Source organism: Glycomyces terrestris (assembly GCF_003933745.1).
GTDB lineage: Bacteria > Actinomycetota > Actinomycetes > Mycobacteriales > Micromonosporaceae > Glycomyces > Glycomyces terrestris.
Genome location: NZ_RSEB01000001.1, coordinates 385,995 through 408,443, shown reverse-complemented (window position 1 = coordinate 408,443; position 22,449 = coordinate 385,995). Strand labels below are relative to the sequence as shown.

General features: G+C 73.5%; 26 protein-coding genes and 3 pseudogenes. 18 read left to right on the top strand and 11 right to left on the bottom strand.

Features of this window, described 5'->3' with window-relative positions; translation table 11 throughout:
• Nucleotides 1-89 precede the first annotated feature (89 nt).
• Entirely contained in the window at nt 90-668 is a 579-nt protein-coding gene (locus tag EIW28_RS01915; protein ID WP_125246026.1) for a TetR/AcrR family transcriptional regulator, read from the top strand.
• Nucleotides 669-695: 27 nt separating this feature from the next.
• On the opposite strand, the pseudogene EIW28_RS25580 reads toward EIW28_RS01915, so the two are convergent.
• The 3 genes and pseudogenes from EIW28_RS25580 to EIW28_RS01905 form a co-directional block, all read right to left on the bottom strand.
• A pseudogene (locus EIW28_RS25580) lies at nt 696-1,247 on the bottom strand (TIGR03086 family metal-binding protein); the annotation flags it as partial.
• A gap of 18 nt (nt 1,248-1,265) precedes the next feature.
• Nucleotides 1,266-1,739 (bottom strand): annotated as a pseudogene (locus EIW28_RS25575) (SRPBCC family protein); the annotation flags it as partial.
• Nucleotides 1,736-2,104, bottom strand: coding sequence for an ArsR/SmtB family transcription factor (locus tag EIW28_RS01905; protein ID WP_125246024.1), 369 nt, complete (start codon nt 2,102-2,104; stop codon nt 1,736-1,738). The gene EIW28_RS01905 and the pseudogene EIW28_RS25575, both read right to left, overlap by 4 nt.
• Nucleotides 2,105-2,188: 84 nt before the next feature.
• Here EIW28_RS01905 and EIW28_RS01900 point away from each other — a divergent pair, with 84 nt between their 5' ends.
• Together EIW28_RS01900 and EIW28_RS01895 are read left to right on the top strand one after the other, a co-directional pair.
• On the top strand, nt 2,189-2,989 hold the full coding sequence (locus EIW28_RS01900) for an SDR family NAD(P)-dependent oxidoreductase (protein ID WP_197717085.1): 801 nt from the start codon (nt 2,189-2,191) through the stop codon (nt 2,987-2,989).
• Nucleotides 2,990-3,047: 58 nt separating this feature from the next.
• Entirely contained in the window at nt 3,048-3,413 is a 366-nt protein-coding gene (locus tag EIW28_RS01895) for a nuclear transport factor 2 family protein (protein WP_125246022.1), read from the top strand.
• 234 nt (nt 3,414-3,647) lie between these two features.
• Here the strand turns inward: EIW28_RS01895 and EIW28_RS01890 are convergent, their stop codons facing one another.
• Nucleotides 3,648-4,067, bottom strand: a complete 420-nt coding sequence (locus tag EIW28_RS01890) for a DUF6223 family protein (RefSeq protein ID WP_125246021.1) — start codon at nt 4,065-4,067, stop codon at nt 3,648-3,650.
• A gap of 218 nt (nt 4,068-4,285) precedes the next feature.
• On the opposite strand from EIW28_RS01890, the gene EIW28_RS01885 reads away from it, so the two are divergent.
• A complete protein-coding gene (locus EIW28_RS01885; protein WP_125246020.1) occupies nt 4,286-5,413 on the top strand; it encodes a sensor histidine kinase in 1,128 nt (375 codons plus the stop codon).
• A complete protein-coding gene (locus EIW28_RS01880) occupies nt 5,410-6,072 on the top strand; it encodes a response regulator (RefSeq protein ID WP_125246019.1) in 663 nt (220 codons plus the stop codon). Before EIW28_RS01885 ends, EIW28_RS01880 begins: the two co-directional genes overlap by 4 nt.
• A 40-nt stretch (nt 6,073-6,112) precedes the next feature.
• Here the strand turns inward: EIW28_RS01880 and EIW28_RS01875 are convergent, their stop codons facing one another.
• Nucleotides 6,113-6,661, bottom strand: a complete 549-nt coding sequence (locus EIW28_RS01875) for an NADPH-dependent FMN reductase (protein ID WP_125246018.1) — start codon at nt 6,659-6,661, stop codon at nt 6,113-6,115.
• Nucleotides 6,662-6,746: 85 nt separating this feature from the next.
• On the opposite strand from EIW28_RS01875, the gene EIW28_RS01870 reads away from it, so the two are divergent.
• From EIW28_RS01870 to EIW28_RS01850, 5 genes are all read left to right on the top strand, one after another.
• A complete protein-coding gene (locus tag EIW28_RS01870; RefSeq protein ID WP_125246017.1) occupies nt 6,747-7,193 on the top strand; it encodes a MarR family winged helix-turn-helix transcriptional regulator in 447 nt (148 codons plus the stop codon).
• A gap of 172 nt (nt 7,194-7,365) precedes the next feature.
• Nucleotides 7,366-8,355, top strand: coding sequence for a hypothetical protein (locus EIW28_RS01865; RefSeq protein WP_125246016.1), 990 nt, complete (start codon nt 7,366-7,368; stop codon nt 8,353-8,355).
• Nucleotides 8,356-8,508: 153 nt separating this feature from the next.
• Nucleotides 8,509-9,213 carry a hypothetical protein gene (locus EIW28_RS01860; RefSeq protein WP_125246015.1) on the top strand — a complete coding sequence of 235 codons (705 nt, stop codon included), beginning with the start codon at nt 8,509-8,511 and terminating at the stop codon, nt 9,211-9,213.
• Between the two features lie 235 nt (nt 9,214-9,448).
• A complete protein-coding gene (locus EIW28_RS01855) occupies nt 9,449-10,066 on the top strand; it encodes a DJ-1/PfpI family protein (protein ID WP_125246014.1) in 618 nt (205 codons plus the stop codon).
• Nucleotides 10,067-10,092: 26 nt separating this feature from the next.
• The gene (locus EIW28_RS01850; protein WP_125246692.1) at nt 10,093-10,509 is read left to right on the top strand and encodes a MarR family winged helix-turn-helix transcriptional regulator; all 417 of its coding nucleotides are present in this window, start codon (nt 10,093-10,095) and stop codon (nt 10,507-10,509) included.
• On the opposite strand, the gene EIW28_RS01845 is transcribed toward EIW28_RS01850, so the two are convergent.
• Nucleotides 10,506-11,513 (bottom strand): hypothetical protein, encoded by a 1,008-nt coding sequence (locus tag EIW28_RS01845; RefSeq protein ID WP_125246013.1) that lies wholly within the window; start codon nt 11,511-11,513, stop codon nt 10,506-10,508. The two genes, EIW28_RS01850 and EIW28_RS01845, sit on opposite strands and share 4 nt — an antisense overlap.
• A gap of 148 nt (nt 11,514-11,661) precedes the next feature.
• Between EIW28_RS01845 and EIW28_RS01840 the strand changes: the two genes are divergently transcribed.
• Both EIW28_RS01840 and EIW28_RS01835 read left to right on the top strand, forming a co-directional pair.
• The gene (locus EIW28_RS01840; protein WP_158630257.1) at nt 11,662-12,102 is read left to right on the top strand and encodes a YbaB/EbfC family nucleoid-associated protein; all 441 of its coding nucleotides are present in this window, start codon (nt 11,662-11,664) and stop codon (nt 12,100-12,102) included.
• Between the two features lie 80 nt (nt 12,103-12,182).
• Entirely contained in the window at nt 12,183-12,665 is a 483-nt protein-coding gene (locus tag EIW28_RS01835) for an iron chaperone (RefSeq protein WP_125246011.1), read from the top strand.
• Here the strand turns inward: EIW28_RS01835 and EIW28_RS01830 are convergent.
• Nucleotides 12,646-12,981 carry a hypothetical protein gene (locus tag EIW28_RS01830; protein WP_125246010.1) on the bottom strand — a complete coding sequence of 112 codons (336 nt, stop codon included), beginning with the start codon at nt 12,979-12,981 and terminating at the stop codon, nt 12,646-12,648. The genes EIW28_RS01835 and EIW28_RS01830 overlap by 20 nt on opposite strands.
• Before the next feature lie 192 nt (nt 12,982-13,173).
• On the bottom strand, nt 13,174-14,136 hold the full coding sequence (locus EIW28_RS01825; protein ID WP_125246009.1) for a serine hydrolase: 963 nt from the start codon (nt 14,134-14,136) through the stop codon (nt 13,174-13,176).
• Nucleotides 14,137-14,872: 736 nt separating this feature from the next.
• Here EIW28_RS01825 and EIW28_RS25570 point away from each other — a divergent pair.
• From EIW28_RS25570 to ku, 3 genes and pseudogenes are all read left to right on the top strand, one after another.
• Nucleotides 14,873-15,352 (top strand): annotated as a pseudogene (locus tag EIW28_RS25570) (alpha/beta fold hydrolase); the annotation flags it as partial.
• A 183-nt stretch (nt 15,353-15,535) separates the two neighbouring features.
• Nucleotides 15,536-16,075 carry an alpha/beta hydrolase gene (locus EIW28_RS25565; RefSeq protein WP_408612183.1) on the top strand — a complete coding sequence of 180 codons (540 nt, stop codon included), beginning with the start codon at nt 15,536-15,538 and terminating at the stop codon, nt 16,073-16,075.
• 138 nt (nt 16,076-16,213) lie between these two features.
• The gene (gene ku, locus EIW28_RS01815; RefSeq protein WP_158630255.1) at nt 16,214-17,098 is read left to right on the top strand and encodes a non-homologous end joining protein Ku; all 885 of its coding nucleotides are present in this window, start codon (nt 16,214-16,216) and stop codon (nt 17,096-17,098) included.
• A gap of 10 nt (nt 17,099-17,108) precedes the next feature.
• On the opposite strand, the gene EIW28_RS01810 is transcribed toward ku, so the two are convergent.
• The 3 genes from EIW28_RS01810 to EIW28_RS01800 form a co-directional block, all read right to left on the bottom strand.
• A complete protein-coding gene (locus EIW28_RS01810) occupies nt 17,109-17,507 on the bottom strand; it encodes a hypothetical protein (protein ID WP_125246006.1) in 399 nt (132 codons plus the stop codon).
• A gap of 180 nt (nt 17,508-17,687) precedes the next feature.
• Nucleotides 17,688-18,362: a response regulator transcription factor gene (locus tag EIW28_RS01805; RefSeq protein ID WP_408612182.1), complete on the bottom strand. Its 675-nt coding sequence runs from the start codon at nt 18,360-18,362 to the stop codon at nt 17,688-17,690.
• Nucleotides 18,363-18,379: 17 nt separating this feature from the next.
• The gene (locus EIW28_RS01800) at nt 18,380-19,222 is read right to left on the bottom strand and encodes a sensor histidine kinase (protein ID WP_158630254.1); all 843 of its coding nucleotides are present in this window, start codon (nt 19,220-19,222) and stop codon (nt 18,380-18,382) included.
• 132 nt (nt 19,223-19,354) lie between these two features.
• On the opposite strand from EIW28_RS01800, the gene EIW28_RS01795 reads away from it, so the two are divergent.
• The 3 genes from EIW28_RS01795 to EIW28_RS01785 are packed head-to-tail and all read left to right on the top strand — an operon-like array spanning nt 19,355 to nt 22,365.
• Nucleotides 19,355-21,316 (top strand): hypothetical protein, encoded by a 1,962-nt coding sequence (locus tag EIW28_RS01795; RefSeq protein WP_125246003.1) that lies wholly within the window; start codon nt 19,355-19,357, stop codon nt 21,314-21,316.
• Between the two features lie 12 nt (nt 21,317-21,328).
• A complete protein-coding gene (locus tag EIW28_RS01790; RefSeq protein ID WP_125246002.1) occupies nt 21,329-21,967 on the top strand; it encodes an ABC transporter ATP-binding protein in 639 nt (212 codons plus the stop codon).
• 11 nt (nt 21,968-21,978) lie between these two features.
• Nucleotides 21,979-22,365: a hypothetical protein gene (locus EIW28_RS01785; RefSeq protein ID WP_125246001.1), complete on the top strand. Its 387-nt coding sequence runs from the start codon at nt 21,979-21,981 to the stop codon at nt 22,363-22,365.
• Nucleotides 22,366-22,449: the final 84 nt, after the last annotated feature.

Genomic DNA, 22,449 nt, shown 5'->3' with positions numbered 1-22,449 from the left:
CTTCGAACAAGGTAGACTGACTAGTCACTCTACATGGAGGGCGTCGCACCGTCAATCCCGGCCATCGCCCGCCGGAGGGGAGGAGACGTATGATCGCGACCGTGAAGACCTCGATGCGCGACCGCCTGACTGAGGCCGCGACCCGGCTGTTCTACGCCGACGGCCTGCGCGCGGTGAGCGTCGACAAGGTCATCGAGGCCGCCGGCACGACGAAGGTCACGTTCTACCGCCACTTCAAGAGCAAGGACGAACTCGTGGTGGCGTACCTGGAGGGCCGCGCCCTGCTGGAGCGCGAAGGGCTCGGCGCGGCGATCGAGCAGGGGGGCGGCGACCCCGAAGCGGTGCTGCGCCTCATGGCCGAGCAGATCGGCCTGCTCGCCTGCGCCCCCGGCTTCCGCGGCTGCCCGTTCATCAACGCCGCCGCCGAGTACCCCGATCCGGACACCCCGGTGCGGCGCACCGTGGACGCGCACCGCCGCTGGACCAAGTCCGCCTTCGCCTCCCTGGCCGCCCCGCTCGGCCCCGACCGCGCCGCGGAGGTCGCCGACGACCTCATGCTCCTGCGCGACGGCGTCATGGTCGCCGGCTACCTCGACGAACCGGCCCGCATCTCGGCCTCGTTCCTGCGCAGCGGCCGGGCGGTCCTCGAAGGCGCCCGAGCCGACTGACGCGGACGACCGCGCTGGGCTGGGTGTTCAGCCCTCGGGCGTCCACGCCGGGTCGCGGCCGATGAAGGCCGCCAGCCGGTCCTGCGGCGAGGCGTCGTCGGGCACCGGCACGGCCGGGCCGAACTGGCCGCTGTCGCGCAGCATCCGCTCGATCGGCTGCATGGCCGCGAGCGCGGCCTTGCAGCGTTCGCGTCCGAGGTCCGGCTCGCGGCCGAGCGCTTTCGCCAGGTCCCAGGAGTGCATCCAGACGTCGGCCGTGTAGAACCGGTCGATCGCCTCGTCCACGGGCGTGTCGCCGGTGTGCGGGTTGCTGAGCACCCGCCCGGCGGGGTCGTCCACGATCGCCTGGATCTCGCGCACGTGCCGCCGCCAGGCGGCGGCCGGGTCGGCCTCGACGTCGAGAGGCTCCAGTTCGATCCCGGCGCCCTTGAGGAAGTCGCGGGGCCACTCGACCAGGTGCTTCACCACATCGAGTGCGGTCCACCCGGCGACCGGGCTGGGCCGCGTCCAGTCCGCGGCCGTCGCGGACTCGACCAGGGCGGTGAACCGCGCGGCGTCATGGCGGTGCCGGCCGGACGGGTCGTCGGGGACCTCGTTCTCGACAAGGAGCTCGTCGAGCTTGCCGAAGCCCTCGCCGACCCCGGTCTCCATGCCGCCGGCGAGCATCCCGTCGCGGGTCGCGAAGTCCTGCGCGAGACTGACGGCGCGCAGCCGGGTGCGCCCGCCCTCGACCGCCTCGAAGGTCAACGTCTCGAGCGCGGTGCGGTCTGGGTCGCCGGTGTAGGTGAAGGTCCGCACGATCCGCTCGTTCGGCCGCACCTCGTGGAAGCTGCCGAAGAACGCCGCGACCTCCTCGCCGCTGCGGTCGCTGGCGAAGGCCCACTCGCCGCCGGTGCGGGCGTCCCAGCGCACGATCCTCGTGGTCATCGAGCGCGGGCCGATCCAGCGCGCGAAGAGGTCGGGGTCGACGTGGGCGCGGAAGACCCGCTCGGGCGGCGCGTCGAACTCGCGGATGATCGCGATCGTCGGCAGTTCGGTACCGGCCTCGATCGCCGTCTCGTGCCCGGTCATGGCGTCTCCTTCTCCTCGGGGCGGCGCGCCTCGCCGTCCCCGGCCGTCGCGGCCAGCAGGTCGTCGAGGCGGCGGTAGCGCTCCTCGGCCTCGCGCCGGTAGCGCTCGATCCACGTCGTCATCAGGCCGAGCGCCTCCGTGTTCAAGTGGACCGGCCGGCGCTGCGCGTCCCTGCTGCGGGTCACCAGGCCGGCCTCCTCGAGCACCTTGACGTGCTTCGAGATCGCCTGGAAGCTCACGTCGTAGGGCTCGGCCAGCTCGCCCACGGACGCGTCCGAGACGGCCAGCCGGGCCACGAGCCCGCGCCGGGTCGGATCGGCCAGCGCCGCGAACACCCGGTCGAGCCGCTGCGTGCTCTCGTCCACCACTCGTCCTCAACTCATCGGTTGCACACGACCGTAGCGCCGCGCGCCCTCGTTGTCAACCGATGAGTTGAATACCAACGCGGCCTGAAGGACCGGCTCCGCGAATGGGAAGGTGGACCCGACACCCGAGACAGGAACCGGAGTCCCGCCATCGCACGCATCCTCATCACCGGCTCGACCGACGGCATCGGCAAGGCCACCGCGGCGCAGCTCCTCGACGACGGCCACCAAGTCGCCGTGCACGCCCGCACCGCGGCCCGGCTCCAGGCCGTCCGCGACCTCACCGATCGCGGCGCAGAGGTCGTCGTCGGCGACCTCGCCCGCATCGAGGAGGTCCGCGACCTCGCCGAACAGGCGAACCGCCTGGGCCGCTTCGACGCCGTGATCCACAACGCGGCCACCATGACCGGCCGCACCGTCCTGCCGGTCAACGTCGTCGCGCCCTACCTGCTCACCGCCGCCGTGGAGCGGCCCGCGCGGCTGATCTACCTCAGCAGCGGCATGCACCGCGGCGGCCGAGCCGACCTGGCCGGGATCGACTGGGCCGGAACCAGATCGACCGGCTCGTACTCGGACAGCAAGCTGTTCCTCACCGCCTTCACGGCCGCGGTCGCACGGCGCTGGCCCGACACGATCGCCCACGCCGTCGACCCCGGCTGGGTGCCCACCCGCATGGGCGGCGCGGGAGCGCCCGACGACCTCGACCTGGCCCACGTCACCCAGGTCTGGCTGGCCACATCGGACGGCCCCGAAGCGCTTGCGAGCGGCGGGTACTGGTTCCACCAGCGCCTCCAGGGCACGCATCCGGCCGTCCACGACGAGCGCTTCCAGGACGAACTGCTCCGGTCCCTCGCGGCGCACACCGGCGTCGGCCTCGCGCCGTGACCGCGATGTCGGTGGGCGGTGCCAGACTCGGAGGGTCCCCGAACCCGCTGGAGGCGGCATGTCCATCGAATCCGAGGTCGGCGCCGTGGCCGTCGCCTTCGACGCGGCCCTGGTCCGCAACGACGCCGACGAGATCGCCGGGTTCCTGGCCGACGACTGGGTCTACGTCGGACCCGACGGCATGGTGACCAAGGCCGAGCTGACCGCGTGGATCGCCTCGGGCCGGCTCGCGCACCACTCCATGGCCGCGGCCGGCCCCGAACGCACGCTCGCCGCGGGCGACGCGCTCCTGGTGACGGCCCGCCGCCGCAGCACCGGCTCCTGGGAAGGCGAGCCGTACGCGACCGACGAGTGGATCAGCGACCTGTGGGTCCGCAGCGGCGACTCCTGGCGCTGCGCCCTCACGCAGAAGACCCCCGCCTGAGCGGACCCTCCCACCGGACGCCGCATCCCGCCGGACCGGTTCCGGCGCTCCTATAGGGAACACCGGAACCGGACCAGGCCCAAGGCGTGTCCCATGACCCGGGCGGTCCGCATCCGGTCCGTTCGTCCGCTCGCCGCGTTGCCGAACCGGCCCGGTTGCCGCCCCGGTGACCAGGCGCCTGGCTGGCGAACACCTGGACTCCGATGCGGCCTCGCCCGGGTCATGAGACACGCCCTAGCCGCCCTGGACCGCGGTCCGCTTCGACCGCTTCCAGGCCGCCGCGCCCAGCGCGAGGCCACCGAGGCCGAGGAGGATCGCGAGGGCCGACCCGACGACGCCGTTCCCGGTGCCGGGGCCGCCGTCGGCGATCGCCAGGGCCACAGCTGCGATCGCGATGGCGACCGCCGCCGTTGCGAGCGCCACCAGCGCGGCGATGCGTCCGGCGCCGCGGTTCCTGCTGCGCCGCAAGGCGAGCGCGCCGGAGCCGACGCTGAGGAGCGCTACCAGGTCGGCCGCGATCGAGGGCCCCCGGTCCTGGATGTCGTAGGCGGCCAGCGTGTCGGCTGCGGCAGCGGGTGCGGCCGTGAGCAGCACGAGCGCTGCGGCCCCGGCGAGCACGGTGAGCGGTGTGAGCGAGGCTCGGGGTGCGGACATGGCGTGGTCTCCGTTCGTGAGTTGCGGTTCCGCTCCGATCGTCGCCGCCGCGGGGCCGCTCCACGTCCGTCCGGAGGCGGCTTTTCGCGCTGCCGCGCCCGCGGTGCCCGCCTGCTGCGGACGCGGCAGGTCCGGCCCGGACTACCGCGTCCGCAGTAGGCGGCGATTCGGCCGCTCGGCGCTGTCGCACGCGCCGCGATCTCGTTAGAGTTCGCGGCATGGGAATGCGAAGGGCGGTCGCGGCGTCCGCGGCCCGGGACTGGGCGGTCCCCGCCGGGGTGGCGCTCCTGCTCACCGGCACCGCCTGGGCGGGCGGCCACGGCGCGACCGGACTCGGCGCCGTCGCGTACGCGCTGCTCGCGGCGAGCGGCCTGGTCCTGTACGCGGGGCGGCGGGCGCCGGTGCGGGTCCTGGCCGCGACCGGGCTGTGCGCCGCCGGCTACCAGGCGCTCGGGTTCGACGTCGCCGCCGTCGCCTTCCTGTTCGCCGTCTACGCCGCGTTCCGTGAAGGGCGCCGCCTCGCCGCGGTCGCGGCCGCCGTCGGGATGATCGCCGCACTCCCCTTGGCGGCCATGGCCTCCGGTGTGGACGACCTCGCCGCGGCGCTCGCGCAGGGCCGCGACGCGATGCAGATCGCGTGGCTGGTCGCCGCGGCCGCGGCGGGGGAGGCGCTGCGGCAGGCCGAGCGGCGCGCCGACGAGGCCGAGCGCACCCGCGAGGAGGCCGCCCGGCACCGCGCCGACGAGGAGCGGCTCCACATCGCCCGGGAGCTCCACGACTCGCTCACCCACCAGATCTCGGTCATCAAGGTCCAGGCCGAGGTCGCCGTCCACCTCGCCCGCCGGTCCGGCGAGCCGGTCTCCGACGCGCTGCTGGCGATCCAGACGGCCGGCCGCGAGGCGAGCCGCGAACTGCGCGCGACCCTGGAGGCGCTCCGCGACGACGACACGAGCCCGCCCCGCGGCATCGACGACCTCCCCGAGCTGGTCGAGCGGGCCCGCGCGATGGGCCTGGACGCCGTGCTGACCGTCGACGGCGACCGCTTCGCCGTCCCGGAAGCGTTGGGCCGCACCGCCTACCGCATCGTCCAGGAGGCGCTCACCAACACCGCCCGCCACGCCGGCGCGTCCGGCGCCTCCGTCGACATCGGATACCGGCCGGACCTCCTCGCGATCCGGATCGAGGACGACGGGCGCGCCGCCCCCGGTCTCGTCCCCGCGCCCGGCATGGGCCTGATCGGCATGCGCGAACGCGTCGCGGCCCTCGGCGGCCGCCTCGACGCGGGCCCGCGGGACGGCGGCGGCTTCCGGGTCGCCGCGGACCTGCCCGTGGAGCGGTCCGCATGATCCGCGTGCTCCTCGTGGACGACCAGCCGCTCATGCGCAGCGGCTTCCGCGCGCTCCTCGAACTCGAGCCCGACATCGAGGTCGTGGCCGAGGCCGGCAACGGCGAGCGCGGCCTCGCGCTCGCCCGGGAGCTGCGGCCCGACGTGGCGCTCATCGACATTCGGATGCCGCTCGTCGACGGCATCGCCGCGACCCGCCGCATCGCCGCCGATCCGGAGCTCGACCGGGTGCGCGTGGTCGTCTTGACCAACTACGGCTTCGACGAGTACGTGCTCGACGCCCTGCGCGCCGGCGCGACCGGCTTCCTCGTCAAGGACGTCGAGCCCGAGGACCTCGTCCACGCGGTCCGCGTGGCCGCCCGCGGCGACGCCCTCCTCGCCCCCTCGATCACCCGCAGGCTCATCGCCCGCTACGTCGCCCAGCCCCCGGCGCCGGACCCCGGCGCCCTCGCCGAGCTGACCGGCCGCGAGCGCGAAGCGGTGGTCCTGGTGGCCCAAGGGCTCTCGAACGACGCCGTCGCCGAGCGCATGGCGATCAGCCCCATGACCGCGAAGACCCACGTCAACCGCGCCATGGCGAAACTCCACGCCCGCGACCGCGCCCAACTCGTGATCGCCGCCTACGAGTCCGGCCTGGTGTCGCCCCGCCGCGGGCCCTGACAGCGCCCGGGCGGCGGCGCGACCGCGGCCGCGCTTCAGGTCACACCGCGGCGAGGAGGGCCTTCACCGCCGCGTCGAGGCGGTCGTCCTCCTCGGGCTCGGCGAAGCCGTGCCCGGTGAGCGCGCGGTCGGCGGCGGGGAGGGCGAACTCGGTGTCGAGCACGTGCATGCCGTTGCTCGCCAACGTGATCCTGAGTGCCGCCAGGCCGCGGGCCCCGCCGAGGGCGCCGGGGGAGGCCGACATGAGCAGGGCGGGCACCTCCGAGGTCGGCCACGGCTTGATGCGCGAGACCCAGTCGAGGAGGTTCTTGAGCGCGCCGGGCATCGAGTGGTTGTACTCGGGGGAGACGAGGACGAGGCCGTCGTGCCGCTCCAGGTCGGCGGCGAACCGCCGGGCGCCCTCGGCGATGCCGTCGACCAGCTCGATTCCGCCCCGGTAGAGCGGCACCGCGTAGTCGTCCAGGTCGACGAGCCGCACCTCGGCGCCCTCGGACTCCAGCCGGTGCGCGGCGGTCTCGGCCAGCCGCCGGTTGAGCGAGCCGGGGCGGGTGGAAGCGCAGAGGACGAGGAACCGGGGCGCGGCGGTCATGGCAGGACTCCAAAGATCAGTTACATGTAACCGAAAATCTAGCGCGAAGATCGGTTACATGTCAACTATCGGCTATCGTGAAGCCATGACCGAACCCCGCTGGCTCACCGCCGCCGAGATGCGCGCCTGGCTCGGCTACCGCCGGATGCGCCGCCTCCTCGACCTCCGCGTCAACCGCGACCTCGCCGCCGACGCCGGCCTCTCCGAGCAGGACTACGACGTCCTCTCGATCCTGTCGGAACCGCACGACCAGCGCCTCCGCGTCGGCGAGCTCAGCGAACGGCTCCTGTGGACCCGCAGCGGCCTCTCGCGCCACCTCGGCCGGATGGAGCAGCGCGGCCTCGTCACTCGCGACGACGACCCCGACGACGCCCGCGGCACCGTGGTCGCCCTGACCGCCGCCGGCCGCACCGCCATCCAGGACGCCGCCCCCGGCCACGTCGCCTCGGTCCGCCGCCACCTCATCGACCGCCTCACCCCCGCCGAACTGCGGACCCTCGGCGACATAGCCGAAAAGGTCCTCGACGACTGACCACCCGCGATCGGCGTCCGCGATCCGGTCGTCATTGCGTGAGCAGGGCCCGGACCCGGCGCGACTGCGCAGGACCCCGGGAACGCTGAGCATCGATAGAATGTCGTGATCGGTTCGTCACTGACGCAGATGGTCTCGGACCGGTGGATCAGCCGTCCCGTCTGGAGCGCACGTGGCCACACCCCAGCACCGAAGCGATCTGTACAACGACCCCGAGTTCCACACCGGTGGCACGCCGCCACCGGGCCGCCGCCGCATCCGGTCCTGGCTGAGAAAGCACCCGGCGAAGGCCTGGGGCATCACAGCGGCGGTCGCCGGCGGTCTGACGCTGCTCCTCACCCTGTTCAACACCGGTGTCACCGCCATAGGCAATCTGCGAACGCTCCAAGAACCGAGCCCGTCGTCGACCGTCCCTTCGGCCACCGAGGCGGAGGCGACCACCGCCGCAGCTGAACCGGCGCTCGGCCTCACAGCCACACTCGTCGGCGTCAGTGCCGAGTGCAGCGAGGTCGTCGTCCCGCCGGGCAGTGCCGTCTCGCTGAACCGAGACGACGTGACCGATGGGAACTTCACCGTCTACGCCGACACGATCGCCGCACAGGCCATGGCCGGCGGAGGCGCCGCCGACGAAGCGTTCACCGCACGGCTCACCCTGGCCGCCGAGACCGACGAGACCTTCACCGTCCTCAATGTCCGGGCGACGGAGGTGACGGTCGCCGACCCGGTCGACGGTCCACTGCTGATCCCCTCGCCGTGCGCCGGGGTCGAGGTCGACCAGATGGCTTATCTCCTCAACGCCCCCGACCCGGGGCCTTTCGTCTACGACAGCGAATGGCCCCATCTCTACCTCGAGGACCAGAAGTACTTTCAGTCCCAGGTCATCGAAGTCACCAAGGCCGACAAGCAGACGCTGGACGTCACGTTCGTCATCGCCGAGGAGTACGGCGGGGGCGTCGCGTACGAGTTCGTGCTCGCACTCGACGTCGAAGCCGGGGGCGAGCAGTTCACGCTCGTGGTCGACCTGGACGGCCAGCCGTTCCGCGTCTCCTCGCAGAACGGATGCGACTACGACGCCGTGTGGCACCCGACGAACCTGATGGACGCGGACTGGGACTTCGTCGAGGCGACCGCGGCCGAGTACTTCGCCCCGGGCTGCGGCTGACCTCGCCGGTCGATCAAGCGGTCGCGCCGCCGCGCCCACGAACCGGAGCGCGCCTGGACCGCCGAGCGGCGGTGGCGTCGTGACCGGTGGACGGGCCCGCCCGGCCAGACCCGGCACTGGCGCTTCGGCGCTTCCTCGGGTTTGATTCCACTTATGGGCATGCACTCCTTCCATCTCGTGCGGGCGCCGCTGGGCCAGGCGGCCGGTGCGCTGCTGCGGGCGCCGTCTGCGCCCGGGCTGCGCCACATCGAAGTCCTCGCCGGGATGGAGCTCGGCGCGCCGGTGGTGTCGCCGCGGCGGATGCGGGTGCGCCACCTCGCGGTGTTCGCCGAATGGGCCGACGAGGACGCGCTGGCGGCGTTCCTCACCGAGCGGCCCTTCGGCCGGACGCTCGCCGAGGGATGGCATGTGCGGCTCGCGTTCCTGCGCCGGTGGGGCACGCTCAGCGAGCTCGCGCACCTGCCCGAGACCGCCGCGCGCACCGACCCGGCCGAACCCGTCGTCGCCGTGACCGTCGCCCGCATGCGCCTGCCCGAGCTGCCGCGCTTCCTCCACTGGGGCCGGCCCGTCGAACGCCAGGTCCGCGACCACCCCGAGACCACGCTCGCGCTCGCCGCGATGCGACCGGTCCGGACGGTCGCCACGTTCTCCGTCTGGACCAGCGCCCGCGCGATGACCGGCATGGTCTTCGGCCGCGGCGAAGGCCCGACCGCCCGCCTCCACCACGAGGCGATGGCCGAACGCGACCGGCGCGACTTCCACCGCGAGTTCACCACCATGCGCTTCCGGCCCCTGTCCGAGCACGGCGCCTGGGACGGCCGCTCGGCGATCGTGCCCGGACTCCGCCCCGGGGCCTAGTCCGGGGCGGAACGCCGCGCACGGCTCGACGTGCAGGATGAGCCCGTCGGCGTCGAGCGTGCGGGCCTCGGCCTCGAAGGCGGCCGTCAGGAACTCGATCAGCTCCCCGGCCGCGTCGGCGATCACGAACGGGTTCACGGTGTTCGACCCGGCAGGGACAGCGCTCCATGTCATTTGACAGCATGTTGTCAACTTGGTAGTATGCTGTCAAGAGATTCACGAAGGAGCGGGGAACATGGTTCGGCACGTGCACATGGCGGTCTACGACGATCTGGCCGACTGGGAGGTCGGATACGCGACCGCGCACATCAACAACGGCGAATGGCAGCGGGAACCGGGCCGGTTCAAGGTGGTGACCGTCGGGGCGACCCGCGACGCCGTCACGAGCATGGGCGGCCTGCGCATCACTCCCGACATCGCGCTCGACGAGCTCACCCCGGCCGGCAGCGCGATGCTCATCCTCCCCGGCGCCGGCACCTGGCTCACGGGCGGCAACGCGCCGTTCGCCAAGGCGGCCAGGGCGTTCCTGGAAGCCGGCGTGCCGGTCGCGGCGATCTGCGGGGCCACGGGCGGCCTCGCCGCCGCGGGCCTCCTCGACGACCGCCGCCACACCAGCAACGCCCGCGAGTTCACCGAGGCGTTCGGCTCCACGGGCGGCGACCTGTACTGCGACGCCCCCGCGGTCACCGACCGCGGCCTCATCACCGCGTCCGGCACCGCCCCGGTCGACTTCGCCCGCGAGGTCTTCACCGCGCTCGACCTCTACACGCCCGGCGTGCTCGCGTCCTGGTACAAGCTGTACGGCCGGAACGACCCGGCCGGCTTCTACGAGCTCATGGGCGCGGCCGCGTGAGCACCAGGCAGGAGCTGCTCTCGGGCATGGCGCTCACCGTCTTCAAGCTCAACGGCCAGTTCCTCGACGTGGCCGACGCGCTCGCGACGCCGGCCGGCCTGACGGCCGCGCACTGGCAGGTGCTCGGCGCGGTCCTCGAGACACCGCTCCCGGTGGCCGGCATCGCCCGCGAGATGGGCATCACGCGCCAGAGCGTGCAGCGCATCGCGGACCTGCTGGCCGCCAACGGGATGGTCGAGTACCGCCCGAACCCGGCCCACCGCCGCGCCAAGCTGGTCGCCCCCACGCGGCAGGGCCTCGACGCGGTCCGCCGCATCGACCCCGCCCACGCGGCGTTCGCGGACCGGCTCTGCGAGGTCCTCGGCGACGACCGCGCCGCCGAGGCCCTCGCCGTGCTGCGCGAACTCTCGTCCGCGCTCGCGGCCATCGAAGAAGAGGGCTAAACCCGCGCGGCGCTGCGGGCACGGGCGACCGTGACCGCGATGCCAAGGACGGCAACGAGAACGGAGGCGGCGAACGCGGCGAGGGTCGCCGCGTCGGGAGCGGTGAACGCCTGACCGCGCGCCGCCTGCCACACCGTCGTCACGAAGACGCCGGAGTAGCCGAGCGCGAACCAGCGGACGATCCCGGCGCGCACCCGGTCGTCGCGGAGCCAGGCCCGGCCCGCGGCGAGCAGGCTCAGCAGCATCGCGAGTCCGATGAGGACCTGGATGCCGTGCAGCCCGATGAAGTGGGAGACGCGCAGGTCGCCGCCGGTGGTCGACCAGCCGGTGAGGAACATGCCGCTGCCGTCCGGGTCGCCCACGCCGTGGCCGCCGCTGAGCGGGACCTGGTCGCCGTTGGCGTCGACCTGCGTGCGGTCCGGCTGATCGGCGACGGCGAGGATGAAGATCGCGGCGAGCATGCCGAGGCTCGCCAGCGCCAGCCCCCACCGGACCACGGCGGTCACGGCGCGATCGCCGACGCGCTGGAACAGGACGATGACCCCGATCGCGGCGCTCGTCAGGAACAGGACGGGCACGAAGTCGAACGCGAACTGCACCAGCTGGTTCAGCGGGGTGTCGGCGCCGTTGAAGTGGCTGAAGGTCCCGGCCGCGGCGGCCGCGACGACCACCGCGAAGTCGACCAGGCCGACGACGGCGAACCCGGTGCCGACGACCCAGCCGGTGCGCCGCAGCCGCGTCAGGTGCGACAGGAGCCATGCGAGGCTGAGGGCGTAGGCGAAGAACGCGAACCCGAACTTGAACGGCTTGGACCAGACGCTCTCGCCGAGGAGCGTGCGGTCGTCGAACGGCATGGCGGCGAGGGAGAACAGCGCAACTGCGCCGCCGGCGGCGGCGAGTGCCACGAGTGGACGGTGCCAGCGGCGGCCGCCGTGCGTGAGCGCGTAGGCGGCGGGGCGGGCGGCGGCCGTGTCGGCCGCAGCGGGGGAGGGGGTGTGGGACATGCTTCCGACGCTACGGACGGTTCCGTTGCGGCGCACTGCCGCAGGCTGCCGCATGCGGGGTGGGGCTGGCCTCACCACCGTCCGGTCGAGGCCCGTTCGGCCGCTGGGGTACTGTCGCCCCGCGCACCGGCCTGAGCGAGGAGCCACCGTGAACGAGACCCCCGACGACGCCCCGGGACCCGCCCAGCCGGGGAACCACGCGGTCCCCGAGTTCGACTTCGCCGCCTTCATGGGCGGCTTCCGCGACCAGATGGCCAAGCTCGACGAGCAGGCCCGCCCCGTGCGGAGCCTCATCGACGCCGCCAGCGTCCGGATCGAGTCCGAGGGCGGGGAAGTGGCCGTGACCGTCACGATCGGGGGCGAACTGGTCGGCGTCGAGTTCCTCCCCGCCGCCGAGGACGCCGCGCCGGCCGACCTCGCGGCGGCGATCACCGCCGCCTACGACCGCGCCCGCGAGACCGCCCGCGCGGGCTCGCCCGAGGTGCTCGAACGGCTCCTCCGTCTCCAGCTCCGGATGATGACCGAGGACCGCGACCTGCTCGATCGCATGCGAGCGCGCCGCGGCGACGAGCCCGGCCCCGGCTCCTGACATCGATCACGAATCGAGAAGCGCAGGTCAGCGGCGAAAACTAGCATCGAATCATCACATCGAACCAAGAGGAGCCAGTGATGACCGCGAAGCAGACCACCGCCAAGACGACCGCCAAGACCGCCGCCGCCAAGAGCTCGGTCGGGTTCTCCGAGGAGGAGCGCGCGGCGATGAAGGACCACGCCGAGGAGCTGAAGAAGGAGCAGCGCCGCGGCAAGCGGTCCAGCAAGGCCGACGGCACGCGCGACGTCCTGGAGAAGATCGCCGAGATGGAGGGCGATGACCGCACACTCGCCGAGCGCCTCCACGCGATCGTCACCGAGCACGCGCCGGAGCTGACCCCCAAGACCTGGTATGGGATGCCCGCGTATGCCCGGGGCGGCAAGGTCGTCTGCTTCTTCCAGAGCGCGCAGAAGTTCAAGGCCCGCTACGCGACGCTCGGGTTCAACGACGAGGCCGCCCTCGACGACGGCGAGATGTGGCCGACCGCGTTCGCGCTCAAGGAGATCACCCCGGCCGTCGAGAAGCGGATCACGGAACTCGTCAAGCGCTCGGTCGGCTGACGCCGCCGGGGCCCTCCGAGCCGCGCGGTCCCGGATCACGGGCGCCCGGGCCGGAATCCGGCGGATCCCACCGCGAGTCGCGGCGCCAAGCCAGGAGCAGCCTCGCGCGGCTCAGCCGGAGCATCGCCGAGGCGCCGAACAGCAGCGCCGCCGCGGTGATCGTCGCGCAGAGGAGCACGAGCACGGCCCGGCCGTCGGCCACCGCGATGCCGGCCAGGCCCAATACGATCACCAGGCACGTGGCGACCGTGAGCGCGAACTCAGCGGCGCTCGACCGCATCAGGGCTCGCTCGATCTGGAAGTCGGTGGGGTCCATGCGGACATCCTAGGAATCGCCTCCCGCTGCCGCACCGTCCCCTTCGGGCGGCCAGCGCCTCCATGCAAGGCCGGCCTGCGATTCCGCCCGACGCCGCCCGCGGTCTTCTCCTCCCCGCCCCGACTCCCCTTCCGGGGGACCGGGATTGGGGGAGGAGCGCCGGTCGAAGTCGGGGCCGCACGTGGATTCGTCTCAGGGGCCGGTCAGGGCGGGGCCTGCGTCGATGATGTCGCGGGCGGTGCGCGCGAGGTCCTCGACGCGCTCGATGCCCTCCTCATGGGAGACCGAGCCGCCGGTGAGGACCGCGATCGTGATCGGACGGTCGGTGTCGCCGGCGATGACGCCGATCGAGTTGACCACCCATTCGCCGTCGACCGCTTCGCGGGTGTCCCAGCCGTTCTTCATCCACACGGTCTCGCCGTCAGCGGCCGCCGCGTCGACGCCCCATTGCTGCGAGGGGGCGAGGTCGCCCATGAGATCGCGGGCCACCTCGGTCTGCTCGGCGGTAAGCATCCCCTCGAAGAGCGCGGTGCGGAGCATGGTCAGCTGGTCGTTCGCGGTGGTCAGCGTCTGGCCCCAGCGCTCGCCCTCGTGGGGTTCGGTGTCGTGCAGGCCGAAGTCGACGTGGGCCCGCCGGATCTCGGCGTGCGGGTCGTCCCAGCAGCCGAAGAAGATCTCGTTGGTGGCGTCGTTGTCGGAGTCCCGGATCATCTTCTCGGCCGCGGCCATGGCCCAGTCGGGGATCTGGTCGACCGTGCCGTACTCGAGCAGCATCATGGCGAGGATCTCGGTCTTGACGATCGAGGCGGACTCGTGCTGGTCGTCGCCGTGGTGCGAGAGGTGGAACTCGCCGTCGTCCACGGCGACGGAGGCGTAGAAGTTGGCGTCGCCGAGCCCCTCGGTGTACTCGGTGAGGGCCTCGTCGAGCCGGCGCTGGAGCTCGGTCTCGGCGGCGAGGCGCAGCTCCTCCGGGTCGGGCGCCGACGAGGAGTCCACAGTGGGCGATGGTGGTTCGGCGGTCGCCGCGCCGCCGCTGCCGCCGTCGTCGGTCGCGAAGGGGCCGTAGCGCAGTGCGACCGCGGCCAGAACCGCCGCGGCGAGGGCCGCGGCGAGGAACGGCCACCTGAACTCGCGTCTGGCGTGTTTCGCGCGCACCGTGGGGACAGACTCCTAGCGTGCTCCCGATGTGAAGTCCGGGCCGGGGCGAACGCCCCGGCCCGAGCGCATCTCGGAACCGATATCCCTGGACCCACCGGGCACCTTCGACGCCCTCTCAGCCTGCCCGGGTTCGTTTAGCCGCCGATTGGCGACGGTTTAATCGCAGGTCGGGGCCGCGAGTCGGCCGGAGCACCCCGCTTGAAGGGACATGGCGTCCGGCGGCGGACCGGGTCCGCACAGCGGTGTCGCGGTCGGAGACGCCGTGCGGTGCGGGGCCCGGCGGACGCGGTGCGGCCGCCGCCGGGGACCCCGGGCCGAGCCGTCCTCGCATAGAATCGCGAGTGGAACTGAACACCTGGACTGGACCCCCAGATGTGTCCGGGTTCCCTTCGACTGGACGGAATCCAGTATGCGAGTCACCCCACGCGCCCTCGCCGCCGCCGCGGCGTCGGCGCTCCTCACCGCGACCCTCGTCGCCGCCGGACCCCAGGCGGCCGCCGCCGGGCACGGCCGCGGCATCGACTGGGCGCCCTGCCCTGACGTCGACCCCGCCGAAGGCGTCGAATGCGCGAGCATCGAAGTGCCCCTCGACTACAACCGCCCCTGGGGCGAGAAGATCGAGATCGGCCTGGCCCGCCGCCAGGCGACCGACCCCGACGAGCGCCTCGGCTCGATCCTGATGAACCCGGGCGGCCCCGGCGGCTCGGGCGTCGACTTCGTCAAGTCGGGCAACCTCCTCGACGGCGAGGTCGCGGAGCGCTACGACCTCATCGGCTTCGACCCGCGCGGCGTCAACACCTCCACCCAGGTGCTGTGCAGCGAGGAGGCGCTGATCGACGCCTTCTCGGTGCCGTACCCCGAGAGCGAGGCCCAGTACGAGGACCTGCTCGCGGCGAACGCCGCGCTGACGGCCGACTGCCGCGAGCACAGCGGCCGCCTGTTCGACCGCGTCTCCAACCTCGAGACCGTCGAGGACATGGAGCGCATCCGCCGCGCCCTTGGCGAGGGCGACCTGAACTTCCTCGGATTCTCCTACGGCACGCTCATGGGCCAGCAGTACGCCGAGAAGTACCCGCGCCACATCCGCACGATGGTCCTGGACGGCAACATGGACCACAGCGAGGACTCCACCTGGGAGTTCATGCGCTCCCAGACCGCGATCGTCGAGGAGACCTTCGGCGAGTTCGCGGACTGGTGCGAGTCCACTCCGGAGTGCGCGCTGTACGGCGAGGACGTCGAGACCCTCTACGCGGACCTGAAGGCGCGCGCCCGGGCCGGCGACCTCATCGACCCGTACTTCGGCGACCAGCTCGACTTCTACTTCCTGTCGAGCTTCTACACCTTCTACACCACCTCGAAGTACTGGTGGCCCTCGATCGCGGTCGAGTACGCGGCGATGCGCGACGGCGAGACGCTGCCGGGGACGCTCGCCGCCGGACGCCAGGCGCCCGAGCTCGTCGAGCACCTGTACTACCCGGCCTGGTGCCAGGACTTCGGCTACGAGATCGACGGCTACGAGGAGTTCGCGCAGATCGCCGCCGACATGGCCGCCGACTCCCCGAACGTGGAGTGGTCGCCGTACGCCGGCAGCGTCACCGCCTGCCTCGGCTCGAACATCAGGCACCGCAACGGATTCGACGACCTCGACGTCCACCGCTCGGCGCCCCCGATCGTGTTCATCGGCAACCACTACGACGCCGCCACGCTCTACGAGTGGTCGGTCACCGCGTCCGAGCAGGCCGACGGGCACCTGATCACCTACGAGGGCTACGAGCACACCGCCTACGGGTTCCGCTCGTGCGTCACCGAGGCGGTGAACGGCTACTTCCTCGAAGGCACCGCCCCACAGCCGGGCCTGACCTGCCCTGACGAGGACGTCCCGGGCGGCCTGGCCGCCACCGCGCTCCCGCAGCGCCCGGTGCCGCCGACCCGCTGACCACCCGGGGCGGCCGGTCCCCGGACCGGCCGCCCCGTCCGCACTGGAGCGCCTGACCGGGTGCGCGACCAGCGGCGACGCCCGATGAATATTCATCTTTCACACCCGCCTCACCAGGCCCGGTGTCATCCTGAGTCCATGGCGATGCGGTCGATCTTGAACACGACCTTGGTGTTCGGGCTGGTGAGAGTCCCGGTCAAGGTCTACTCGGCGACGTCCTCGCACGACCTCAACCTGCACCAGTACCACGCCGAGGACGCCGGCCGCATCCGCTACGAGAAGCGCTGCGAGGTCGAGGACGAGGTCGTCCCGAGCGAGGAGATCGTCAAGGGCGTCGAGACCAAGCGCGGCGTCGTCCTCTTCGACGAGGACGACATGGCGAGCCTGCCGCAGCCGAGCAGCCGGGAGATCGAGACCCTCGCGTTCGTCCCGGGCGACCAGATCGACCCGATCTACTACGAGAAGACGTACTACCTCGGCCCCGGCGACGGCAAGACCGGCCCGTACGCCCTGCTGTGCCAGGCGCTCGAGGACGCCGGCCGGGTGGCGCTGGTTCGCTTCACGATGCGCCAGCGCGAGTCGCTGGCGACGGTGCGCCCGCGCGACGACGTGCTGGTGCTGGAGACGATGATGTGGCCCGACGAGGTCACGCTCCCGACCGCCCTCGACGTGGACGCGTCGCTCTCGGCCAAGGAGATGGAGCTCGCACAGGTGCTCATCGACGCGCAGACCGGCGAGTGGCGGCCCGAGGAGTACAGCGACGACTTCCAGGCCGCGCTGGAGGAGCTCATCGAGGCCAAGCGCGCCGGCAAGCCCGCGCCGAAGGCCAAGCCCGAGCGCCTGGCGAAGGTGATCTCGCTGGTCGACGCGCTGGAGAAGTCGGTCGAGCGGGCCGACCCCGACCGCGCCCCGGCGAAGAAGGCCGCCCGCAAGTCCGCGAAGAAGGCGGCCAAGAAGACCGCCCGCAAGAGCACCGCCAAGAAGACGGCGAAGAAGGCCGCCGCGCGCCGCGGATCCGGCTGACCCGCCCCGCTCAGGACGCCTCCGCGCGCCGTTCGGCCCGCCCCGCCCACCAGCTGATCAGGGCCAGTGCGAGCGTGAACAGCCCCACCGCGACCCAGGCGTCGCGCGCCGAGTCCGGGTCGACCCAGTCGAGCATCTGGTACGCCAGGAAGCCGCTGAACGCCCCGGTGACCAGGCCGCCCTTGAGGCGGTTGCCCCACGACGCGGCGGCGTAGAAGACCAGCAGCCCCAACGGGAACGCTGCGAGTCCCGCGACCACGGCCGTCGTCAGCGGCGGCCACGGAGAGCGGTCGGCGACCGCCAGCCACGCGGCGACCGCGAGCGTCGCGACGTTCAGCAGCCAGAACAGGAGGCCGCGCACCCTGATCGAAGCGTCGGACTCCACATAGTCGGGCGAGCGCCGGTTCATGGCGGCCACGCTAACCGCCGGCGCCCGGGACCGGTCCCGGCACCCTGAACCGGGTTCATTTCCGGCCACCGGGCCGCGACCTCGTGTCCGTGAGACCGTCGCGAAGCGCCCGGCGAGGACGTCCGGCGAGTGGGCCCGCGAGCATCCGGACCGCTTCGGCCGGAGACGGCCGGGACCGGCTCACGCCGCGGGGCCGGCGCCGGGCCGCGGCCGCACCAGGCCGGCGTCGTAGGCGGTGATGACGAGCTGGGCCCGGTCCCGCGACGCGGTCTTGGCGAGCAGGTGCGAGATGTGGTGCTTCACGGTCTTCACCGCCAGGTGGAGGTGCGCCGCGATCTCGTCGTTGGACAGGCCCTTCCCGATCAGGGCGAGCACTTCGGTCTCGCGTTCGGTGAGCCGGTGCCGCTCCAGGCGCCCGACGTCGGGCCGGCCCGGCGGGGCGTCGAGGTAGCGCTCCACCAGCCGCGTGAGGATGCTCGGCGCGAACAGCGACTCGGCGGCGTGGGTGCGCTTGATCGCGTCGATGAGGTCGGCGGGCCGGGCGTCCTTGAGCAGGAAGCCGCTGGCGCCGTTGCGCAGCGCCCGGTGGACGTACTCGTCGAGCGCGAACATGCTCAGCACGATCACGCGCGTGCGCTCCAGGCCCGGGTCGGCGCAGATGCGGCGCGTCGCCTCCAGACCGTCCATAGTGGGCATCCGGACGTCCATGAGGACGACGTCGGGAGCGGTCGCGCCCACGACCTCGAGCGCTTCGGCGCCGTCGGACGCCTGGCCGACGACGCGCAGCCGCGGATCGGAGTCGATCACGGCCGCAAGGCTCTCGCGCAGCAGGCCGTGGTCGTCGACGAGCACCACGCTGACGGTCGGGCCGGTCACGGGGCCGCCGCCGGGAAGACCGCCCGCAGCTCGAAGCCGCCCGCCGCCGGGCCCGCGTGGAGCGCGCCGCCGAGCGCGGCGACGCGTTCGCGCAGGCCGGTGAGGCCGTGGCCCGAGCCGGGCCGGGCGCGCCAGGCCGGGGCGGGACCGGCGTCCCGCACGGTCACCGTGACGGCGTCCCCGTCGGCGTCCACATCGACGGCCACGTCGGTGGGCCCGGCGTGGCGCGCGGCGTTCGCGAGGCCCTCCCGCACGACGGCCACCACGGTCGCCTGGACGCTGGCCGGCACGCCCGCCAGGTCACCGGGCCGGTACGCGACCGCCAGCCCGGCGGCCTCGGCCCCCGCGACGATCGCCGGGAGCGCCTCCAGCGACTCCACCGGACGCAGCGCGGCCGCCTCGCCGGGATCGCGAAGGGCCTGGATCGTGCGGCGCAGCCCGCCGGTGGCCTCGCGGCTGGTCCGCTCGACGTCCTCCAGCGCCGCCGCCAGCGCGTCCGGGTCCCGCCCGGCGAGGTGCAGCGCGCTCGAAGCGCGCACGGTGATCATCCCCAGGCCGTGCGAGACCAGGTCGTGGACCTCGCGGGCGACGCGGATGCGCTCGGCGAGCAGCAGCGCCGCCACCTCGAGGTCGCGCACCTCGGCCCGCAGCCGCGTGCGCTCGCCGCGCAGCCGCGCCACCGCCCACAGGGCGACGGCGAGCGCCACCGCGAGCGCGGCCGCCGCCGTCGCCAGCGGGCTCAGGCCGAGCAGCAGGACGACGAGCACGAGGAGGGCCGCGGCCGCTCCGGCGACGGCCGCGAGCCGCTTCGCCAGTGCCGGAGACGGGGGAGCTGCCATGCCGCCCATCGTATTGAACCGGGCGGTCCGCGGCATCGGACCAGGGTCCTACAGGCCGGAGTCCGGGGCGCCGCGGAAACTCGGGGCCGCGGGCCGATGCCCGCGCCCGCCGTTTCCCGTTGACTCGGGTCCATGCAGAAGCAGCTCGTCGCGGCGACCATGACCGCCCTGTTCGCCCTCCTGGGCGCGATGGCGGTGATGGTCGCGGACTTCCACGACCGGTCCTGGCCCCAGCGCCTCGGCGCGCAGGCCCGGATCACGCTGGACTTCGGCGGCGCGGGCCTGGCGCACGAGGAGGCGACCGCGCTCGTCGTGTCCGTGTCGCGCGAGCACCGCCTCGGCCTGGTCAAGCTCGCGCCGGACCTGGACGACAGCCGCCGGGAGGTCTTCGTCGCACTGGACGGCCGCCCGCTCCACGAGGTCGCGTGGTTCGGGGACCGCGAGCCCGCCCCGGTGCTGGGCCCGGAGCGCCTGGCGGACTCGCCCCCGGACGGCACGTACCTCGTGCGGGACGTCTCCGGGCTCGACGCGGCCGTCGCGGACCTGCGGGCCGCCGGGGTCGCCGTGGCCCGGACCGACGCGTCGGTGGCCGACACCGTCCGCCACCTCGTCCTCGAGACCGGATTCACCGCGCCGGCGCTCGCCGGGGCGCTCCTGGTGGCCGCCCTGACCGTGTACCGGCTGGCGTCCCGGGCCCGCTCGCGGGCCCTGCGGGTCCTCGCCGGCGCCGACCCCTGGCGCATCCAGGCGCAGGACGCGGGCGGCCACCTCGCGCTCCTGTTCGGCTGCGCCGCCGCGGTCGCGGCCGCCTCCTGCCTCCTGGTCGGCCTGCTGCGCGGCTGGGTCTACGTGCCGCTCTTCGCGACCGGGCTCCTCCTCTTCGAGGCCGCCACGCTGGCGGTGTCGCTCGCGGTCGTCGCGGTCGCCTCCTGCCTCGCCTGGCCCTCCGCCGACCTGTTCGCCACCCGCCGGCCCCCGGTCGCGGCGCTGCGGTGGCCCGCGCGGATCGTCCAGGCCGCGACGCTCACCGCGCTCGTCGCGTGCGCCGGCCCGGCGTGGACCGCCGCTCGGGACGCCGGCCAGACCGCCCGCGAACTCGCGGCCTGGAACGAGTTCGCCGACCAGGTGCGGATCGCGTTCGCCGTCGAGGACCGGTACTTCGACGTGGTCGCCCCTTATTTCGCGCAGATGGTCGAGGACGCCGAGGCCGACGGCGAGGCCGCGATGTCGTACACGATCACCGCCGCGGACTGGGGCGGCGACTTCGGCCCGTACTCGGCGGTCTCGTTCGTGAACCCGAACTGGATCGAGCTGGTGGGCGCCTCGGCCGGCCCGGACGCGCTCGTCGAGGCCGACCCGGCCCCGGCCACGGCGATGCTGGAGCGGGAACTCGGGCCGCAGCTCGAACTGTGGCGCACCGGCGCCGACGCCGCCGACGTCCTCGGCGCGGTCCGGCTCCTCGCCCCCGCGCCCGGCGTCCAGTACCCGGTCGCCGAGAGCGGCGGCCGCCTCGGCTTCCGCGACGACGTGCTCGTGCTCGAAGCGCCGACGATCGGCACGGTCTTCGACCCCGGCGACATCGCCAACCTGGCCTCCTCCGGGAACCTCGTGTTCACCGGCGCCGACGCGACCCGGGCCCGCCTCGACGCGGCGGGCCTGGGCGAGGCGAGCCTGGCGGCGATCGGCGTCCGCGGCGAGCTCTACCCGCTGCACGCGGCCGAGGAGGGCATCCTCCAGGCGCAGTTCGCCGCGTACCTGGCCCGCCTGCTCGCCCTCGCGGTCGCGGCGCTCGCGGTCGCCTTCGTCGTCGCGGCGGCGGTGAACGCGATCGTCGCGGCGCTGCTGCACGCGCGCCGCGACTTCCCGATGCGGCTGAGCGGGGCGACCTGGGAACGGGCCGCGCGCCCGCGCGCCGGGCGGGAACTGCTCGCCGGGGCACCGCTGGTCCTGCTGGTCCTCGCGTTCCGCCTCGCCGACCCGGCCGCGCTGGCGGTCACCGCCGCCACCGGCGCCGCCGGCCTCACCCTGCTCTACTTCGGACACGGCATCGCCGCCGGGGCCGTGTTCTCGCACGTCACGCACCGCAGACTCTAGGAGAGGACCGCCATGATCATCGAAGCGCACGACGTCGGCGTCACGATCGGCCGCCGCCGGATCGTCCACGGCGAGTCCGTGCGGTGCGAGCCGGGGGAGATGACCGCCCTCACCGGGCCCAGCGGCTCGGGGAAGACCTCGCTCCTGCACGTCCTCGGCCTGCTGCTGCCGGTCACCTCCGGCGCGGTCACCGCCGACGGGACCGTGGTCTCCGGCGGCTCGCCCCGCGCGCGGCGGGCGTTCTGGCGCGATCACGCGGCCTTCGTGCTCCAGGACTACGGGATCATCGACGACGAGTCCGTCGCGTTCAACGTCGCGCTGCGCCGGACCCGGCGCGCCGATCCGCGGGTGCGCGCGGCCCTGGAGCACGTCGGTCTCCAAGGGCGCGAAGCGGAACCGGCCGGCCACCTCTCCGGCGGGGAGAAGCAGCGCCTGGCCCTGGCGCGGGCCGTCCACCGCGACGCGCGGGCCCTGTTCGTCGACGAGCCCACCGCCTCCCTCGACGCCGCCAACCGCGCCCTGGTCATCGGCCTGCTCGACGACTTCGCGCGCCGCGGCGCGACCGTCGTCGTCGCCACCCACGACGAGGACATGACCGCCGCCTGCGCCCACCGGCACCCCATGAACGCACCCACCATCACCATCCACTGAGGAGTATCACCATGACCGCGTCCACCAACCCCCGCCGCCGCCTCCGCCGGACCCTCGCCATCACCGGGGCGGTCCCCGCCCTCGGACTGGTCGCCGTCGCGGCCCTCGCGCTCACCGGCCTGCTCCCCGTCCCCGGATCGTCGGCGCACCCGCCGTGCGACGAGCTCCCCGGCGCCGCGGAGGTCGAACGGGCCCTCGCCGCCCACCCCGACTTGGTGGCCGAGCTGACCGCGGTGGGCGACGGCGTCGACGTGCGCGCGGCGTCCCCCGGCTGCGACGACCCCGACCGCACCCTGGTCGAGATCACCTTCCGGACCGAGGACGAATTCGCCGCCGTCGAAGCGGTCCTCACCGAGGCGGACGGCTTCGGCGTCCCCGTCTTCGTCCGCGAAGCCTGAGGCCGGACCGGCTCGCGGCGCGGACCGCGCCGCGCGGACCGCGCCGCGAGCGCCGAACCCCGAACCGGGGCGCGCCGCGGCCGC

Coding starts and splice junctions, on each gene's coding strand:
- EIW28_RS01915 (WP_125246026.1), top strand. CDS start 90: ATGATCGCGACCGTGAAGACCTCGATGCGCGACCGCCTGACTGAGGCC.
- EIW28_RS01895 (WP_125246022.1), top strand. CDS start 3,048: ATGTCCATCGAATCCGAGGTCGGCGCCGTGGCCGTCGCCTTCGACGCG.
- EIW28_RS01890 (WP_125246021.1), bottom strand. CDS start 4,067: ATGTCCGCACCCCGAGCCTCGCTCACACCGCTCACCGTGCTCGCCGGG.
- EIW28_RS01885 (WP_125246020.1), top strand. CDS start 4,286: ATGGGAATGCGAAGGGCGGTCGCGGCGTCCGCGGCCCGGGACTGGGCG.
- EIW28_RS01880 (WP_125246019.1), top strand. CDS start 5,410: ATGATCCGCGTGCTCCTCGTGGACGACCAGCCGCTCATGCGCAGCGGC.
- EIW28_RS01875 (WP_125246018.1), bottom strand. CDS start 6,661: ATGACCGCCGCGCCCCGGTTCCTCGTCCTCTGCGCTTCCACCCGCCCC.
- EIW28_RS01870 (WP_125246017.1), top strand. CDS start 6,747: ATGACCGAACCCCGCTGGCTCACCGCCGCCGAGATGCGCGCCTGGCTC.
- EIW28_RS01860 (WP_125246015.1), top strand. CDS start 8,509: ATGGGCATGCACTCCTTCCATCTCGTGCGGGCGCCGCTGGGCCAGGCG.
- EIW28_RS01855 (WP_125246014.1), top strand. CDS start 9,449: ATGGTTCGGCACGTGCACATGGCGGTCTACGACGATCTGGCCGACTGG.
- EIW28_RS01850 (WP_125246692.1), top strand. CDS start 10,093: ATGGCGCTCACCGTCTTCAAGCTCAACGGCCAGTTCCTCGACGTGGCC.
- EIW28_RS01845 (WP_125246013.1), bottom strand. CDS start 11,513: ATGTCCCACACCCCCTCCCCCGCTGCGGCCGACACGGCCGCCGCCCGC.
- EIW28_RS01835 (WP_125246011.1), top strand. CDS start 12,183: ATGACCGCGAAGCAGACCACCGCCAAGACGACCGCCAAGACCGCCGCC.
- EIW28_RS01830 (WP_125246010.1), bottom strand. CDS start 12,981: ATGGACCCCACCGACTTCCAGATCGAGCGAGCCCTGATGCGGTCGAGC.
- EIW28_RS25565 (WP_408612183.1), top strand. CDS start 15,536: ATGCGCGACGGCGAGACGCTGCCGGGGACGCTCGCCGCCGGACGCCAG.
- ku (WP_158630255.1), top strand. CDS start 16,214: ATGGCGATGCGGTCGATCTTGAACACGACCTTGGTGTTCGGGCTGGTG.
- EIW28_RS01810 (WP_125246006.1), bottom strand. CDS start 17,507: ATGAACCGGCGCTCGCCCGACTATGTGGAGTCCGACGCTTCGATCAGG.
- EIW28_RS01800 (WP_158630254.1), bottom strand. CDS start 19,222: ATGGCAGCTCCCCCGTCTCCGGCACTGGCGAAGCGGCTCGCGGCCGTC.
- EIW28_RS01795 (WP_125246003.1), top strand. CDS start 19,355: ATGCAGAAGCAGCTCGTCGCGGCGACCATGACCGCCCTGTTCGCCCTC.
- EIW28_RS01790 (WP_125246002.1), top strand. CDS start 21,329: ATGATCATCGAAGCGCACGACGTCGGCGTCACGATCGGCCGCCGCCGG.
- EIW28_RS01785 (WP_125246001.1), top strand. CDS start 21,979: ATGACCGCGTCCACCAACCCCCGCCGCCGCCTCCGCCGGACCCTCGCC.